Annotated in this window: 17 protein-coding genes; 9 read left to right on the plus strand and 8 right to left on the minus strand. The window is 63.3% G+C overall.

The genetic code is table 11. From position 1 onward, the window contains the following. Position 1 precedes the first annotated feature (1 nt). The 3 genes from trpC to AB8A50_RS04940 form a co-directional block, all read right to left on the minus strand. Positions 2–808, minus strand: coding sequence for an indole-3-glycerol phosphate synthase TrpC (gene trpC / locus AB8A50_RS04930; protein ID WP_439077051.1), 807 nt, complete (start codon positions 806–808; stop codon positions 2–4). Between the two features lie 7 nt (positions 809–815). Beyond that, positions 816–1,835: an anthranilate phosphoribosyltransferase gene (gene trpD / locus AB8A50_RS04935; protein ID WP_089264520.1), complete on the minus strand. Its 1,020-nt coding sequence runs from the start codon at positions 1,833–1,835 to the stop codon at positions 816–818. A gap of 118 nt (positions 1,836–1,953) precedes the next feature. Beyond that, positions 1,954–3,867: a SurA N-terminal domain-containing protein gene (locus AB8A50_RS04940; protein WP_439077052.1), complete on the minus strand. Its 1,914-nt coding sequence runs from the start codon at positions 3,865–3,867 to the stop codon at positions 1,954–1,956. 233 nt (positions 3,868–4,100) lie between these two features. Here AB8A50_RS04940 and AB8A50_RS04945 point away from each other — a divergent pair, with 233 nt between their 5' ends. The 5 genes from AB8A50_RS04945 (at position 4,101) to AB8A50_RS04965 (ending at position 8,229) form a co-directional block, all read left to right on the plus strand. Next, positions 4,101–4,430 carry a hypothetical protein gene (locus AB8A50_RS04945; protein ID WP_116663541.1) on the plus strand — a complete coding sequence of 110 codons (330 nt, stop codon included), beginning with the start codon at positions 4,101–4,103 and terminating at the stop codon, positions 4,428–4,430. Between the two features lie 16 nt (positions 4,431–4,446). Further along, positions 4,447–5,034 carry a general stress protein gene (locus AB8A50_RS04950; RefSeq protein WP_439071543.1) on the plus strand — a complete coding sequence of 196 codons (588 nt, stop codon included), beginning with the start codon at positions 4,447–4,449 and terminating at the stop codon, positions 5,032–5,034. Between the two features lie 91 nt (positions 5,035–5,125). Further along, positions 5,126–5,899 (plus strand): triose-phosphate isomerase, encoded by a 774-nt coding sequence (tpiA, locus tag AB8A50_RS04955; RefSeq protein WP_439077053.1) that lies wholly within the window; start codon positions 5,126–5,128, stop codon positions 5,897–5,899. Between the two features lie 151 nt (positions 5,900–6,050). Further along, entirely contained in the window at positions 6,051–6,431 is a 381-nt protein-coding gene (secG, locus tag AB8A50_RS04960) for a preprotein translocase subunit SecG (protein ID WP_068730834.1), read from the plus strand. A gap of 166 nt (positions 6,432–6,597) precedes the next feature. Further along, positions 6,598–8,229 (plus strand): CTP synthase, encoded by a 1,632-nt coding sequence (locus tag AB8A50_RS04965; RefSeq protein WP_068730833.1) that lies wholly within the window; start codon positions 6,598–6,600, stop codon positions 8,227–8,229. Positions 8,230–8,297: 68 nt separating this feature from the next. Here the strand turns inward: AB8A50_RS04965 and AB8A50_RS04970 are convergent, their stop codons facing one another. Beyond that, positions 8,298–8,453 carry a hypothetical protein gene (locus AB8A50_RS04970; protein WP_439077054.1) on the minus strand — a complete coding sequence of 52 codons (156 nt, stop codon included), beginning with the start codon at positions 8,451–8,453 and terminating at the stop codon, positions 8,298–8,300. On the opposite strand from AB8A50_RS04970, the gene AB8A50_RS04975 reads away from it, so the two are divergent. Then, on the plus strand, positions 8,452–9,498 hold the full coding sequence (locus AB8A50_RS04975; RefSeq protein ID WP_175367068.1) for a histone deacetylase family protein: 1,047 nt from the start codon (positions 8,452–8,454) through the stop codon (positions 9,496–9,498). The two genes, AB8A50_RS04970 and AB8A50_RS04975, sit on opposite strands and share 2 nt — an antisense overlap. Positions 9,499–9,554: 56 nt before the next feature. On the opposite strand, the gene AB8A50_RS04980 is transcribed toward AB8A50_RS04975, so the two are convergent. After that, positions 9,555–12,257 carry a CHAT domain-containing protein gene (locus tag AB8A50_RS04980; protein ID WP_439077055.1) on the minus strand — a complete coding sequence of 901 codons (2,703 nt, stop codon included), beginning with the start codon at positions 12,255–12,257 and terminating at the stop codon, positions 9,555–9,557. A 12-nt stretch (positions 12,258–12,269) separates the two neighbouring features. Continuing rightward, positions 12,270–12,584, minus strand: a complete 315-nt coding sequence (locus AB8A50_RS04985) for a PAAR domain-containing protein (RefSeq protein WP_439077056.1) — start codon at positions 12,582–12,584, stop codon at positions 12,270–12,272. Between the two features lie 131 nt (positions 12,585–12,715). Here AB8A50_RS04985 and AB8A50_RS04990 point away from each other — a divergent pair, with 131 nt between their 5' ends. From AB8A50_RS04990 to AB8A50_RS05000, 3 genes are all read left to right on the plus strand, one after another. Next, positions 12,716–13,042 carry an NIPSNAP family protein gene (locus AB8A50_RS04990; protein WP_439077057.1) on the plus strand — a complete coding sequence of 109 codons (327 nt, stop codon included), beginning with the start codon at positions 12,716–12,718 and terminating at the stop codon, positions 13,040–13,042. 165 nt (positions 13,043–13,207) lie between these two features. Then, the gene (kdsA, locus tag AB8A50_RS04995) at positions 13,208–14,065 is read left to right on the plus strand and encodes a 3-deoxy-8-phosphooctulonate synthase (RefSeq protein ID WP_439077058.1); all 858 of its coding nucleotides are present in this window, start codon (positions 13,208–13,210) and stop codon (positions 14,063–14,065) included. Positions 14,066–14,102: 37 nt separating this feature from the next. Next, complete coding sequence (locus AB8A50_RS05000) at positions 14,103–15,284, plus strand: MFS transporter (protein ID WP_439077059.1); 1,182 nt, start codon at positions 14,103–14,105, stop codon at positions 15,282–15,284. 28 nt (positions 15,285–15,312) lie between these two features. Here the strand turns inward: AB8A50_RS05000 and AB8A50_RS05005 are convergent, their stop codons facing one another. Both AB8A50_RS05005 and queF read right to left on the minus strand, forming a co-directional pair. Continuing rightward, positions 15,313–15,759 carry an NUDIX hydrolase gene (locus AB8A50_RS05005; RefSeq protein WP_439077060.1) on the minus strand — a complete coding sequence of 149 codons (447 nt, stop codon included), beginning with the start codon at positions 15,757–15,759 and terminating at the stop codon, positions 15,313–15,315. A gap of 38 nt (positions 15,760–15,797) precedes the next feature. Continuing rightward, on the minus strand, positions 15,798–16,277 hold the full coding sequence (gene queF, locus AB8A50_RS05010) for a preQ(1) synthase (protein ID WP_089264508.1): 480 nt from the start codon (positions 16,275–16,277) through the stop codon (positions 15,798–15,800). Positions 16,278–16,391 lie beyond the last annotated feature (114 nt).

The raw sequence follows: 16,391 nt of genomic DNA on the forward strand, positions 1-16,391 counted from the left end.
ATCAATGCGTTCCGTTCGCGCGCTTGAGCAGCGTTTGCGTTGCCGCAGTTACGTCCGCCTGCCGCATCAGGCTTTCCCCGACCAGGAAGGTGGAGATGCCGACGCGCTCGAGGCGTGCGAGGTCGTCTGGCGTGAAGATGCCGCTTTCGCCGACCTTGAGACGATCCCGGGGGATCATCGGCGCCAGCGTTTCGCTGGCGGTCAGCGTGGTCTCGAAGGTGCGCAGATTGCGGTTGTTGATGCCGATCATCGGCGAGCGCAGGTTCAGCGCGCGTTCCAGCTCCGGCTGGTCGTGGATTTCGATCAGCACGTCCATGCCGTGGTCGATGGCGGCGTCTTCGATGTCACGCGCCTGCGCATCGTCGAGTGCGGCCATGATGATCAGGATGCAATCGGCGCCATGGGCACGGGCCTCGACCACCTGATAGGTGTCGAACATGAAGTCCTTGCGCAGCACCGGCAGTTTGGTCGCGGCGCGCGCCGCGACCATGAAGTCGAGATGGCCCTGGAATGACGGCGTATCGGTCAGGACCGAGAGGCACGCAGCGCCGCCGGCCTCATAGGCTTTGGCCAGCGTCGGCGGGTCGAAGTCCTCGCGAATGAGCCCCTTGGACGGCGACGCCTTCTTGATTTCGGCAATCAGCGCAAACTCGTTCTTGTCGAGCTTCTTGTGGATCGCGGTCATGAAGCCGCGTGGCGTCGGCGCAGTCTTGGCCAGCGCTTCGATGGAAGCGATGGGATGGGCGCGTTTCGCCGCCGCGATTTCCTCGCGCTTATAGGCTTCGATCTTGGTCAGGATGTCGGACATCGTCGTCTCACAGGTTGGCGTTGGAGACGGCGACCAGTCGCTTCAGCTTCTCCAGCGCCGCGCCGCTGTCGAGCGACTTCTGACCGAGTGCCACGCCTTCCTTCACGTCCTTGACCTTGCCGGCCACGATCAGGGCCGCGGCTGCATTGAGCAGCGCGACGTCACGGAAGGCGCTCGGCTTGCCATCGAGCACGGCCTGCAGTGAGGCGGCGTTCTCCTGGGCGTCGCCGCCCTTCAGGGAATCCGGACCGGTGCGCGGCAGGCCCGCGTCCTCGGGCGAAATCTCGAAGCTGCGGATATTGCCGTTCTCCAGTGCTGCCACAAAGGTCGGGCCGGTGAGGGTGATCTCATCGAGGCCGTCGGAGCCGTGCACCACCCAGGCGGATTCGGAGCCGAGATTCTTCAGCACCTGTGCCAGCGGCAGCACCCACTGCCGCGAGAACACGCCGACCATCTGCCGGGTGACTCCCGCCGGATTGGAAAGCGGTCCCAGCAGATTGAAAATCGTGCGGGTGGCGAGCTCGACACGGGTCGGGCCGACATTCTTCATCGCCGGATGATGCGCCGGCGCAAACATGAAGCCGATGCCGGTTTCCTTGAGGCAGCGGCTGACGTCGTCGGGCGTGAGGTCGATCTTGACGCCAAGGGCGGCCAGCACGTCCGCCGCGCCGGAGCGCGACGACAGCGCACGATTGCCGTGCTTGGCAACCGGTACGCCGCAGCCGGCGACGATGAAGGAGGCGCAGGTCGAGACATTCACGGAGCCGGAGCCGTCGCCGCCGGTACCGACCACGTCGACAGCGCCGGCCGGTGCGTCGACCCGCAGCATCTTGGCGCGCATCACCTCAACCGCGCCGGTGATCTCGTCCACGGTCTCGCCGCGCACGCGCAGCGCCATCAGCAGGCCGCCCATCTGCGAAGGCGTGGCTTCGCCCGACATCATGCTGTCGAAGGCCGCCGAGGCTTCCTCACGCGAGAGGGAGGCGCCGGTCGCGACCTTGGCAATGATTGCCCTGAGATTGTCCATCGGATGCTTTCAGAGTGATGCACATCTCATTGCAGGCGACATCTGCGACGAAGCCATCCAGCCTTTGCTTGTTGCTTCTGGATGGCTTCGCTGCGCCCGCAATGACGACGTGGGTTTCCTAATTGGTGTTGCTGTTCGCGGCACCAGTGGCGATCGCAACGGCTTCCGCGTTGATCTTGGTGCCGATCTGCGTCTCGAGCCTGGTGACATACTGCGCGACCTGTTCGTCGGTCAGCCCGCGCTGCAGCGTCTCCTTGAGCTTCTTGGCGTCTTCGGAGGCCATATCAACCGCAGGCGCGGTGACATCGGTGATCCGGTAGACGATCCATTCCGACGGCGTGGCACCCTGGGCCTGTCCGGCCGAATCCTTGACGCCGCGGAATACGGACTGGATCACGCCGGCCGACAGGGTAGGGTCGCTCGCGTCGCGCTTGAATGGCGCGGAGGTCACGACCTTGAGTCCGGCTGTTGCGGCTTCGTCGGCGAGCTTGGCGCCGCTTTCGAGCTTCTTCGCCATGTCGACAGCCTTGTCGCGCAGGCGGGTGGTGATCTGCTCTTCGCGCCAGCGTGCCTCGACCTGCGGCTTCACTTCGTCGAGCGTACGGTCGCGCGCCGGCGTGACGCCGAGCACGTCGTACCAGATGTAACCGCCGCCGGCCTGCAATGCGTCGTTGTCGACGCCGACATCGCTGTTGAAGGCCTGGGTCACGACGTCCACACCCGTGGGCAGGCCGGCAACGGGCTGGCCGTCCGGCGTACGGCCGGAGCGATCGACGGCCTCGATGGTGACGGCGGTGAGGCCGAGCTTCTTGGCGGTATCGACGACATTGGCGCCGCCACCGCGTTCGTCCTCGATCTTGTTGTGCATGTCGGACACGATGGCGCGGGCGCGCTCGATGGCGATATCGCGCTTCAGGTTGGCGGCAACACTGTCATAGCTCGGCGTCGTGCCGGCCTGAACCTTGCCGACCTTGACCAGCGTTACGCCGAACCGTCCGGTGATCGGCTGGCTGATGCCATCCGGTGCCAGCGAGAAGGCAGCATTGGCGACGGAGGGATCGATAATGCCCGCTTTGGCAACCATGCCGAGATCGATGTCGGAGGCGGACAGGCCGCGTTCCTTGGCGAGGTCCTCGAACTTGAACGTATCGTTCAACTTGGCGCGGCCGGCTTCAGCGTCCGCCACGTTCGGGAAGACGATCTGCGAGATCTGGCGCTGTTCCGGCGTGGAGAGTTTGTCCTTGCGCTCTTCGAACACTTTCCTGGCGTCGTCGTCCGACACCGTCGACCACTTCGCCATCTCATCAGGCGTCAAGGCGAGGAAGGCGATCTTGCGATATTCGGGGGCGCGGAACTGGGTCTTGCGCTCGTCGAAATAGGCGGCGAGGGCTTCGGGCGAGGGCGCCTCAATGGTCCCGGCCTGCGCAGCATCGAGCTTCACGTAATCGACGGTGCGGGTCTCGTTCTGGTAGCGGCTCAGCGCCTCGATCATCGTCTTCGGCGGTTCGACGCCTGACGTGACGGTGCCGGCGATCTGGCGGCGCAGAGAGACCTTGCGCTGTTCGGCGATGTAGCGCTGCTCGGTGAAGCCAAGCGAGCGGATCAGCTGCTGGAAGCGCGGCGCATCGAAGCCGCCGGTCGGGCTCTGGAAGTTCGGGTCCGCAATGATCTGCCGCATCACCTCGGCGTCGCCGACACCGAGACCCTTGCGACGCGCGTCTTCATCCAGGGCCGCTTCGGCGACGACCTGCTGCAGGACCTGGCGGTCGAGGCCGAAAGCACGGGCCTGATCCGAGGTCAGCGGGCGGCCGAACTGGCGGCCGATCTGCTGCAGCTTGTCGTTATAGAGCTGGCGGAACTGCTCGGTCGTGATCTCGGTCGAGCCGATGGTGGCGAGCTTGGACTGTCCATAGCCCTTGAACGCGTCGGCGATGCCCCAGATGCCGAAGCTGACAATCAGCACGCCCATCACGACGGCCATAATCGTCTTGCCAATCCAGTTGGATGAGGCTTTGCGCATTCCTCGAAGCATAGGGTCTTCTTATCTGTCAGGAGGGGAATCGGCTCGCACCAGCAGCCCATGGGGCCGGAGGGCGTCGCCAAATAGGAGGCGCATCATAAAGTGGCAAAAGCCGGGTCGCAACCGGCTGGGGCGGGGCGGATTGAAGCGGTTTCCGGCGCTACCGCGAGGCATTAGCGGCACATGGAACTTTCCGGCCCGCTGCCGCTTTGTTGAGCGGGCGTTCAGGCCTGCCGGGAGACATCATGCGGATCGGTTGGCGATCGGGAGTTGCCGCCTGCGGCATCTGGATGGCGCTCGCGCCGGCAGGCGCGCAGCCAAATCCGGCGATGCAGAATCCCACGGTGACGAAGTCGACGAATTCGCAGCCGAAAACAGAAACGCCGCCACTTCCCGGCGCCAATAGTTTTACTGAAGGTCAGGCTCGCAAGTCGTTGGAGTCACAAGGCTATGTCGACGTGTCGCCGCTGGTGAACGACAGCCAGGGGATCTGGCGCGGCACTGCGATGAGCGGATCCAAGAAGGTCCATGTCAGCGTCGACTACAAGGGTAACGTCTCGGCGAAGCCGGAATGACCGTGGGGATAGCGCGATGAGCAAGGTGACGATCTCCCGGCTGTTCGACGACTACGCCGACGCGCAGAAGGCCGTTATCAACCTTCGTGAAGCCGGCGTGGCCGAAGACGACATCAGCATCATCGCCAACAATGCCGACAAATGGTACGCGCCCGATTATGCCGCGGGCGCCGGCAAGGGCGCCGCGATCGGCGCCGGTTTTGGCGGGGTCGGCGGACTATTGGCTGGCCTCGGACTGCTGGCGATTCCCGGGCTCGGACCGGTCGTGGCTGCCGGATGGCTGGCAGCGGCCGCAGCCGGCGCCGTAGCCGCGGGCGCAGCTGGTGGCGTGATCGGGATGCTGGCCGAAGCCGGCGTCGCCGTGAACGATGCTGAGGTCTATGCCGAGAGCATCCGCCGCGGCGGCAGCCTCGTCAGCGCCAAGGTCGAGGTGGCCGACAAGGACCGCCTCGAGGCGTTGCTGCACCCATCATCGGTCGATATCGCCCAGCGCCGCACCGATCTGGCCGCAACGGGCTGGAGCAAGTTCGATCCCTCGGCCCCGGACCTCACGGCTGACCAGATCAAGCAAGAGCGCGGGTTGCGGGTCACCAAACCGGCCTGAACTCCAAACCTGCCTGAACTCCAGGTCGGCTTGAGCTGGCGGATCGCCTCTGTTAGCTCAGATAACCTCTTTCAAATGACAGGATATCCTCATGACTGATGCCGTTCGGCCGCTGATCGCCGGCAACTGGAAAATGAACGGCCTCAAGGCGTCGATGACCGAGTTCGAAGCGATGCTGCGCGGCGCGCCGGATGTGCTGGACAAGGCCGATCTGCTGGTCTGTCCCCCGGTCACGCTGTTGGCGAGTTTCGCATCGAAGGCATCGAGCTTCGGGCAGGAGGGCCGCCACGTCGTCTCTGTCGGGGCGCAGGATTGTCACAAGAACGTCTCAGGCGCGCATACCGGCGATATTGCGCCCGAAATGTTGGCCGATGCCGGCGCGACCGCTGTTATCGTTGGACATTCCGAACGCCGCGCCGATCACGGCGAGACCGATGCCGTGGTTCGCGAAAAGGCGCTGGCCGTCTGGCGCGCCGGGCTCGCGGCGATCGTCTGTATCGGCGAGACCCAGGCCGAACGTGATGCCGGCAAGACCCTCGACGTCTGCGGCACCCAGCTGAAAGGCTCGCTGCCGGATGATGCCACCTCGGGCAACCTGATCGTGGCCTATGAACCGGTCTGGGCGATCGGCACCGGACTGACGCCGACAGCTCAAGATGTCGAGCAAGTTCATAAGTTTATCCGGGATCGTTTGACTGAACGCTTTAAGAACGAGGGTGCCTCGATCCGCATCCTCTATGGCGGTTCGGTCAAGCCATCGAACGCCAAGGAGTTGATGGCGGTTCCTCACGTGAACGGTGCACTGGTGGGCGGCGCCAGCCTGAAGGCGGCCGATTTCCTTGCGATCGCGGCGGGCTGTCCCTAACTCCCACGGAATGCTGGAATTTGCGGTCCAGACCGGTCGGCACGGGGGTGACAATCCCCCGGTCGATCGTGTAGACACCGCTGGATTCAAACCCCGCAAGCCATGACTGCAGCCGGCGATCGGCGCTGCGTGCTTGCGATGGAAGGACACGATGCAAAGCGTCATTATCGTTATCCACCTCATGATCGTCGCGGCCCTGATCGGGACGGTGCTGCTGCAGAAGTCCGAAGGCGGCGGCCTAGGCGTTGGCGGCGGTGGCGGCGGCGGCTTCATGTCGAGCCGCGGCACGGCGAACCTGCTGACCCGCACCACCGGCGTTCTTGCGGTGGGCTTCTTCCTGACCAGCCTGTTCCTGTCGTGGCTCGCGACCTATGAGCGCAAGCCGACTTCGATCCTGCCGGGCAACACTGCGCCGGTCTCGCAGCCGGGCTCGCCGCTGGCTCCGCCAACCTCGGGCGGCCTGCTGGATACGCTGAAGAAATCCGACGAACAGCAGGCTCCTGCAGCCCCGGCACCGCCACGCTCGCAATAAAGCAGAGGCGCCATGCAGGACGGGGACTACCGTCCTGCATCAGCAGATCCCATCAAGGGGCTGCAATCATTTCGTTTTTCAAGTCACCCACAGCCTCACCGATTCTCGGCTGACGGCTGCGATTCGTTTTGGCGAATCGGTTTCGGAGCCTTAAAGGTTAAGTCCCATGGCGCGGTACATTTTCATCACCGGCGGCGTGGTTTCCTCGCTCGGTAAAGGTCTGGCTTCAGCGGCGTTAGGCGCGCTGTTGCAGGCGCGTGGCTACAAGGTCCGGCTTCGCAAGCTTGACCCCTATCTCAATCTCGATCCCGGAACGATGTCGCCGTATCAGCACGGCGAAGTGTTCGTGACCGATGACGGTGCCGAGACCGATCTCGATCTCGGCCATTATGAGCGTTTCACCGGACGGCCTGCCACCAAGCAGGACAACATCACCACCGGACGAATCTATCAGGACATCCTCACCAAGGAACGTCGCGGCGATTATCTCGGCGCCACCATCCAGGTGATCCCGCACGTCACCAACGCCATCAAGGACTTCGTTCTGTCGGACAATGACGGCTACGACTTCGTGCTGGTCGAGATCGGCGGCACCGTCGGCGACATCGAAGGCCTGCCGTTCTTCGAAGCTATCCGCCAGTTGCGCAATGACCTGCCGCGCGGCGACACCGTGTTCGTGCACCTGACGCTGCTGCCTTACATTCCGAGCGCCGGCGAGTTGAAGACCAAGCCGACCCAGCACTCCGTCAAGGAACTGCGCTCGATCGGTATCCAGCCCGACATCCTGCTGTGCCGCTGCGATCGAGATATTCCCAAGGAAGAGCGCCGTAAATTGGGGCTGTTCTGTAACGTCCGCGAAAGCGCCGTGATCGAGGCCCGCGACGTCGACAACATCTATGCGGTGCCCGAGGCCTATCACGTCGCCGGGCTCGACGACGAAGTGCTGGCCGCATTCGGCATGACGCCGAAGGCGCTGCCCGAGCTGAAGACCTGGAACACCATCAACGAGCGTATCCGCCATCCGGAAGGCGCGGTGACCATCGCGATTGTCGGCAAATATACCGGCATGAAGGACGCCTATAAGTCGCTGACCGAAGCGCTGTCCCATGGCGGCATTGCCAACAAGGTGAAGGTCAATCTCGACTGGATCGAGAGCGAGGTGTTCGAAAACGAGGATCCGGCGCCGTTCCTCGAACACGTCAACGGCATCCTCGTCCCGGGCGGCTTCGGCCAGCGCGGCGCCGAAGGCAAGATCCGCGCGGCGCAGTTCGCGCGCGAGCGTAACGTGCCTTACTTCGGAATTTGCTTCGGCATGCAAATGGCGGTCATCGAAGCCGCGCGAAACCTCGGCGGCATCAAGGACGCCAACTCCACGGAGTTCGGCGAGACCAAGGAGCCGGTCGTCGGCCTGATGACCGAATGGCTGCGCGGCAACGAACTCGAGAAGCGCCACAATGCCGGCGATCTCGGTGGCACCATGCGACTCGGCGCCTATCCGGCGACGCTGACCAAGGGCAGCAAGGTCTCGGACGTCTATGGCGGCGCCACCGAAATCTCCGAGCGCCATCGCCATCGCTACGAGGTCAACACGGCCTATAAAGACCGTCTTGAAAAGCATGGGTTGAAGTTCTCCGGCCTGTCGCCGGATGGCGTGCTGCCCGAAATCGTCGAATACGAGAACCATCCGTGGTTCATCGGTGTGCAGTATCATCCCGAGCTGAAATCGCGCCCGTTCGAGCCGCATCCGCTGTTTGCGTCGTTTATCAAGGCTGCGGCGGCGCAGAGCCGGCTGGTGTGAGACCGGAGGGGCGGATTTGGCGAAGCTGTAATCCGCCGTCGGCGTGTGTGGGACGGAAGGATGGCGGATCACGCTTCATCAATCCGCTCTACGACCGAGTTGCCCATGTCGCTGCGCTCATAAGGGCTGCGCAGACTGCCGATTGATCGGCAGAAACCAATCATGCGAATGATCCCTGAGGCGTCGGTCTTCTGACCGGCCGAACGGACAGAGGGATGATCCATGCGCGCTTTCTATCACCCGGATCAGGCAATTCATTCGCCGCAGCAATTCATGCGTTACGGCCGCTTCGTGCCCATCAAGGATTCGCCGGTTCGCACCGAACGACTGATCGGCGCTTTGGCGCGGCACGAGATCACGCCTGAAAAGCCGGCGGAGTACGGCACTGCGCCCGCGCTGACGGTGCATACGCCGGCTTACGTACGCTTCTTGGAAACCGCGTGGGATAATTGGGCGCAACTGCCTGACCACGGACCGGAAGTGTGGCCGCAATATTTCCCGTATTGGAGCGGACGCCCGGAAGAGGCTGCACGGCGGGATTGCCCGGCAACCGGATTTATCGCTCAGGTGGGCTGGTATCTCGGCGATCTGTCGGTGCCGATGGGCCCCGATAGCTGGCGTTCCATCCTGCGCTCGTCGGAAACAGCGGTCACTGGCGCAGACGCTATCGTCGGCGGGGACCGCGCTGCCTATGCGCTGTGCCGGCCGTCGGGCCATCACGCGCGCGCCGATCGCGGCACAGGATTCTGCTACCTGAATAACAGCGCGATTGCCGCGCAGCGATTGCGCAGTCGCTTTGGAAAGGTGGCGATCATCGATGTCGATGTTCATCACGGCGATGGCACGCAGCAGATTTTCTATAATCGTCCAGATGTGCTGACGATCTCGATCCACGGCGACCCCACGAATTTCGTGCCGTTCTATACGGGCTATGCAAGCGAGACCGGCCATGGTGCCGGCGAGGGCTTCGATCTCAATCTACCCTTACCGCCCGGTGCCGGTGGTGCTGAGATGAATGCAGCGCTCGACACGGCGATCGAACGCGTTCGCGCATTTGGCGCCGATGCCCTTGTCGTGGCGCTCGGCTTTGATGCCCATCGCGATGATCCGATCGGCATCCTGAAGCTTGACGCAAAGGACTTCGGGAGCGTCGGCACCAAGATGCAATCGCTGGGTCTGCCGACGCTCATCGTTCAGGAGGGCGGATACGGCATCGATGCAATCCAGGACTGCCTCGATTCCTTCCTGACTGGCTTCAGGCAAGCGTAGTTCGGATGGGATCGCGTAGGGCGAATTACGCTTCACCCTACGGCTCAGCCACAGGTTCAGCTCTCGAAGAATACAAACGCCGCCCAGACCGACGGGTCTTTGGCGCCCGTGATCTTGCCCTGGATCGCTTCGATGCGGACCTTCCGGAGCGCGCTGGCGTAATCGAGTTTCTCGTCGGCCAGCACCTGATAGAACCGCGCCATGAAGTTGGCGGTGCCTTCGTCGGCGACCTCCCACAATGTCAGCAGCGAACGCCGGGCGCCGGCGATGGCAAGGGCGGTGGGCAAGCCGCGCACGCTGCCAATCCGGCTGGGATCGCCGAGCGCGGTTTGGCAGGCGGACAGCACGACAAGGTTGGCCGACGACAAATCCCAGTTCATCAGCTCGTGCGCATAAAGTACGCCGTCATTGTCGTCGCGCTGCGGCGGGCGGCTGAGATTGGGGCGCGAGGCAACGAGGCCGCTGCGCCAGAGCGCGTCGGTGCGGTTGGAGGCGGTCTTGTAGAAGCCGTGGGTGGCGAGATGGATCAGGGACGCGCCTTTGGCGTCGGCGCGGATCGTCGCTTCGCCGCTGTCGCTGCCCGAGAGGATGGTAACGACAAGGTTGCGCTTCTTCAGATCGGCGCTGACCGTATCGACTTCGGTCTTCGTCGAGGGTAGCTCATTGGCGGCGCCGGCATAGTCGAGCCCGCCGACCAACAGCGCCTTGTCGCCCGATGCAAGCCTGTTGTCGTTGTTCGCAAAGAACAGCGCGTCGGCGCGCGTCATGATCCGGGTGTTGTAAATCTCGTCGAGATAGCGGCCGCCCGCATCCTGCAGCATCGCGAAGGGCAGGCTGTAGAGTTCGGCATCGGGGACAAGAAACAGTCGTTTTACGTCGGTGAGCTGCGGCTTCAGCGGTCCGAGCAGCGTGTCATGGAGGCGGCGGAAGAGCTTTGCGTGATCTGGCGCCGTGGCATCGACTGCGAGGAAGCTGTCGAGCGGGCCGAGATCGACCAGTGCTGGCGCGGTGTCGTGGCGGCGGATCACGGCCTGCAGCCGCATCTCCGGCTTTGGCGCGATCGGATTAACGCGGTTGCGGCGGCCGCTGACGAAGAAGTCGACCAGCGCGTCTGATCGTTCGAGCCTTTCCTCTATGGATGGGAGCTTGAGATCGGTTGGTGCCTTGTCACCCATCTTCGCCGCAAGTGCCTGCCGCGCGTCCTGCAGTTGCCTGAGCACGTCGCGTGCGTCGTCATCGATCTTGCCTGACGACAGCAATTCCTGCTGCTGGCCGGACAGTCGCAGTACAGTCTGTGCCAGTGCCTTGGTGGCGTCGTCAGGCAGCCGGTCGGCCGTCAGGCGCAGCAATGTGCGTTCGCCATCTTCCATTGTCTTCCAGCGCGACACTGCGTCGGCATAGGCGATGGCCGCGGCTGGTTCGACCAGCGCGTAGCGACCGAACTCATACAGGATATCATCGGCCAGCTTGCGCATGGTCTCGGCGACGTAGCGGTTACCGGCGGTGCCGACCTCACGCAGCATCCAGCGGAACGCCTGCTGCTCGACATCCTTGAAGGTCGCCAGCGTGTCCCTGTCGCCGCGCTTCATTCGAGTCATCGCGACACCGAGCAAGGCATCGAACGTGATCGGATGCTGACGCGCAATGGTCGTCTGCGAACGGTGATAGGCGTCGATCCGCAGCGCCAGCGCGCGGTCGGTCTCGCCACGTGTCTCATACTGATCGGCAGCGAGTTGTGCCGCCTTGATGCGCAGGAGATCCGGTGCGCCGTTCCAGTCCTTGACCTTGGCCATGGCTTCCAGATCAGGGCGGCTCATCTCCTGGTCGGGATGGAAATAGGCTTTGGTATAGGCGATCCAGACATTGGCCTGCTGGACATGTTCAGAGCGGGGATCGGCGAGTTCGGTCGCGCAGCGCTTTTGCAAGTCGAGCGTGCGTAGTGTTTCGGCTTCGTTGCCCATGGCCAGATGGTTGAGCGCGAGATTGCTGGCGCTCACCAGCGCCTGAATGCTGCCATAGCCGTAATGCGCGATGCGCTTGCGCAGCAGTGGTTCGTCGATCCCCGCGGCGACGTCGGGATGTCCGACCATGCGCAGCGCTTCGGCATAATTATTCTCGGTGCGCCAGGTCAGCGGCTCGCGGTCGCCGAGTGCCTTTCGCGCATTGAGGTAAGTCTCTTCGGACAGGTTGAGGCCGGATGCGACCGCGCCGTTATTGGTCAGTAGCGTCGCGAGGATGTCGCTGCCGGCAATGTCCTGCGCTGAGTTCGGGCCGTATTCCGCGCGCATACGCTTGCGAGCTTCGGTCGCCACGGGGATGCCGAGATCGTATTGATTGCTGCGTTCGAGGAAGCGCGCATATTCGAACCAGAATGTAACCGCATCGCGGCCGCCGTCGCGCGCGGCACGGGTCTTGGCCGCTTCGGCAAAAAGATCCGACGCGGTCGCGTTGTCGCGCCGCCGCTCGAACGAACTAGCGGCATTGAGATAGGCCGTGATTGTGAGGCTGTGATAGTTGCTCTGCGTGACCTCGCGGAGCGCATTTTTCAGCCGGTCGCGGCCGCTGCCGTCGTTGCCTGTGCGCAGCGCGTTGAACGCATCCTGGATCTTTGCCGTGAGTTCACGCTCGCTGGGTGCGCGGCTGCTCTGCGCTTGGGCGACGGGGGTGAAAGCCGGCAATAGGATGAGGCCACTGGCGATGGCGATAGCAAGCCGAGCGGCAACGCCGGCGGCCCATTGCGCCCGGGATGACAAAGACATGTCCGGCAGATCTTACTTGCAGCCTGACGTGCTGTCGCCGGCTCGGGCCATCGGCTTGCCGTTGATGAACACGCCAGTGCTGCCGGAGATTGTCTTGCCGCCACATTCGGTGCTGCCGCCGACGACGGCTGCAGGCTTGCCGTTAATGTAGACGCCTTTCGCGCCTTCGATGATCTTGCCATCGGTGGTGGTGTCACCGACGCGCGCCGCCGGCTTGCCATCGACCATCACGCCGGTGGCGCCCGACGTGATCTTGCCGGGCTGTTGAGCGGCGGCAGACACGGTCAGTGTCATCAGGGCGACTAGCGACAAAAGGGGCTTTTGCATCGTGGATCCAAGTCGGTTGCGTCACAGGCGGCATGATGTAAGCCTGACGTTGCGCAGGCAAGGGACGATGCCGCAACAAGCCATGCGTTAGAGTCTTTCAAGGCTGACAAAAAGGGAAGGAACCAAAGCCGATGATCTATGAATTACGCGTCTATCGCTGTTTGCCGGGACGTTTGCCGGCGCTGATCAAGCGATTTGAATCTGTCACATTGAAGCTCTGGGAGAAGCACGGCATCCGGCAGTCCGGTTTCTTCACCACGCTGATCGGCGAATCCAATCAGGAACTGACCTACATCCTCAAATGGGAATCGCTCGCCGAGCGCGAGAAGGTGTGGACCGCCTTCATGTCCGACCCGGAATGGATGTCGGCGCGCGCCAAGTCCGAAGAGGACGGCCAGATCGTCGGCAATATCGTCAGCCAGCTGCTGACGCCGACAGCGTTCTCGGTGCTCAAGTAAGCCCAACCGGGCACGGCTCCATCGGTCCGGCGCGGCACAGCCGCCCCGGTCAGATTGGAGGTGTCGCCCGCCGCAACCCTGATATTCCGAGTGGCGGGACGGGCCTGATCCGGCTTGCATCCCGCCCGGTACTGCGGTCATGGTCGCCGGAATAAGGAGACCATTTTGACCGCATCCTCCATAGCCGCGCCCGTCGTCGCCCTCGGCACCGTCCGCTTCGGCAATGCTCTGCCGATCTCGGTGATCGCCGGGCCGTGCCAGCTGGAAAGCCGCGCCCATGCGCTCGAAGTGGCGCAGGCACTGAAGGAGATCGCGACCCGGCTCAAGATCGGCCTCGTCTTCAAGACCTCGTTCGACAAGGCCAACCGCACCAGCGCCTCCGCGGCGCGCGGCATCGGCCTCGACGATGCTCTGCCCATATTTGCCGAGATCCGCGAGACGCTCGGCCTGCCGGTACTGACAGACGTGCACGAGAACGATCAATGTGCTCGCGCTGCCGAGGCGGTGGACGTGCTGCAGATCCCGGCCTTCCTGTGCCGTCAGACCGATTTGCTGCTGGCCGCGGCCGCGACCGGCAAGGTCGTCAATGTGAAGAAGGGCCAGTTCCTGGCGCCCTGGGACATGGCCAATGTCGTCAGCAAGCTGACATCGTCAGGCAATGACAAGGTGCTGGTCACCGAACGCGGTGCGTCCTTCGGCTACAACACGCTGGTCTCGGACATGCGGGCGCTGCCGATCCTCGCGCGTACCACCGGCGCGCCTGTGATCTTCGACGCGACCCATTCGGTGCAGCAGCCGGGCGGCAAAGGGACATCATCGGGTGGCGAACGCGAATTCGTGCCGGTGCTGGCGCGTGCGGCCGTGGCCGTCGGTGTCGCCGGAGTGTTCATCGAGACCCATCCCGATCCGGATAATGCGCCGTCCGATGGGCCGAACATGGTGCCGCTCCGCGATTTCGAGGCGCTGGTGAAGAACCTGATGGCGTTCGACGCGCTGGCCAAAGCGACGGCGGCCAAGGCCTGATCATGCAGCCCTCTGCCGCGGCGCTGGTGGCGCGCTGATGCCTCCGGTCCTCAATATCATCGCACTGGCGTCCTTCGCCGCCGCGCTATCGATGCGCGCGCTGGACCCGGTGCTGCCGCATGTCGCGGACGATCTGTCCATCACGGTGGCAATTGCCGCCGGCCTGGCATCGGCACTGGCCTTTACCTTCGCCATCGTGCAGCCGGCGCTCGGCGCCGCCGCCGACCTGTTTGGCAAGCCGCGTTTGATGATCGTCTGTCTGGTGCTGCTCGGCATCGCCAATATTCTCGGCGCGATCACCACCGACTATCCGCTACTGCTGGCGACACGCGTTCTGGCTGGCATCGGGGCAGGCGGGGTGTTTCCGGTGACCCTCAGCCTGACCAGCGATCTGGTCGGGCCGAAGCTGCGTCAGGTGGCGCTGAGCCGCGTGATGGCCGGCGCCATGACCGGCAATCTGCTGGGTTCGACTGCATCCGGCGTAATCGGCGATTTCTTCGGCTGGCGCGGTGTGCTGGTCATCCTCGGCGGCCTCGCGATCGTCGCATCGGTCGCGGTGGCATATGGCTTCAAGGGCGCCGCGATCATCAAGCCGACCGTGAAGGCCGACTTCGGCAAGCTTGCCCAGGGCTACAAGGTGATCTTCCGCAACCCGAACACGCTGATCGTCTACAGTGCCGTGTTCGTCGAGGGCTGCTGTATCCTCGGCCTGTTTCCCTATATCTCGTCATTCCTGTTCGACCGCGGCGTCACAAGCCTCTCGATCGCCGGCCTCGTGATCGCCTGCTTTGCCGTCGGCGGCCTGTTCTATACGGCGACCGTGTCGCGCATGCTGGCGCGGCTCGGCATCAACGGCATGATGATCTATGGCGGCATCGTGATCGCGATCCAGCTTGCCGCCACCGCCTTCAGCCCGAACTGGCAGATCCAGGCACTGAGCCTGCTGCTGATGGGCTGGGGCTTCTACATGCTGCACGGCTCGCTGCAGATATTCTCCACCGAGCTGTCACAGGAAGCCCGCGCCAGCGCCATGTCGCTGCACGCCTTCTGCTTCTTCATGGGCCAGTCGGTCGGCCCGATCGCCTATGGTTTCGGTCTGGCGCACGCCGGCAAGATGCCGACGCTGCTGATCAGCGCCGCGATTGTCTTTGCGCTCGGATTTGCAGCGGCAAAGCTGCTGAAATCGACCAAGCCTGCGGATGCGACGGTAGTGCGATAGAGCGCAGACGCTGAACCCATTCTACGGCCTAGTTGGTTGGGGTTGCGAGCATGTTCAGCAAGTTTTCCGGCCAAACGATATCCGTTGTCTGCCTGAGTTCGTCCCTCGACCACCACCGGTGATCGGCAATCACTTCGGCTTCCTGCGGGGTCCATTCAAGACGGGACGGAGTGGCTCCGTCCGATGTCACGAGATAATATTTCTCGAACGAACTAACATATTCGCCATCGGGCATTTGTAGACTGAACTCTCGGTCCGCCACAGGCTCACCGACTGTATCGCGGATCAAGCCCGTTTCTTCCCGGAGTTCGCGAATGGCAGCGTCATGGAAGGTCTCACCTTCCTCTAAACCTCCGCCCGGTGTTGCCCAATAATCCTGGCCGGCGAGGGCACCTGATTTGTGAATAAAACGGAAGAGCAAAACGCGCCTGTCGTTGTCGATGACGAGCAGACGCGCGGATTTGCGCTGGCGCATGCTTGGATCTTCCGTTGTTTCCCTTTCGGGCTGAGGTTTCATCCCCGCCCGCGATACGGAGCGACGCCTTGCTCGGGGACCCAGACGCCCTTGGGCAGCGTTCCGGTCTGCCAGAACACGTCGATGGGGATGCCGCCGCGCGGATACCAGTAGCCGCCGATACGCAGCCATTTCGGCTTGATGGCGGAGGCGACGCGCTTGCCGATCTCCACGGTGCAATCCTCATGGAAGGCGCCGTGATTGCGGAACGAGGCCAGGTACAACTTGAGCGACTTCGACTCGACCAGCCATTGGCCGGGCACATAGTCGATCATCAGATGGGCGAAATCCGGCTGGCCGGTGATCGGGCACAGCGAGGTAAATTCCGGAGCCGTGAAGCGCACCACGTAATTGGTGTCCTTCTGCGGGTTGGGTACACGGTCGAGCTTGGCCTGTTCGGGGGAGGTCGGCCATTCCACAGCGCGGCCGAGCTGCAGGTCATCTGGCAATTTCGGGGATTTGCGGGGTGTTTTTGACATAAATATCTCCGTTATGGCGGTTCATAGCCAATCCCGGGCCAGTCGTCACGTCAGGCGGGGTTTTCCCGCCGGGAGGCTTGCTGTAGAAGCGGCGCCAACGACCCACCCCCAAGC

Origin of the sequence: Tardiphaga sp. 841_E9_N1_2 (genome assembly GCF_051811065.1) — a bacterium.
Lineage (GTDB): Bacteria > Pseudomonadota > Alphaproteobacteria > Rhizobiales > Xanthobacteraceae > Tardiphaga > Tardiphaga robiniae.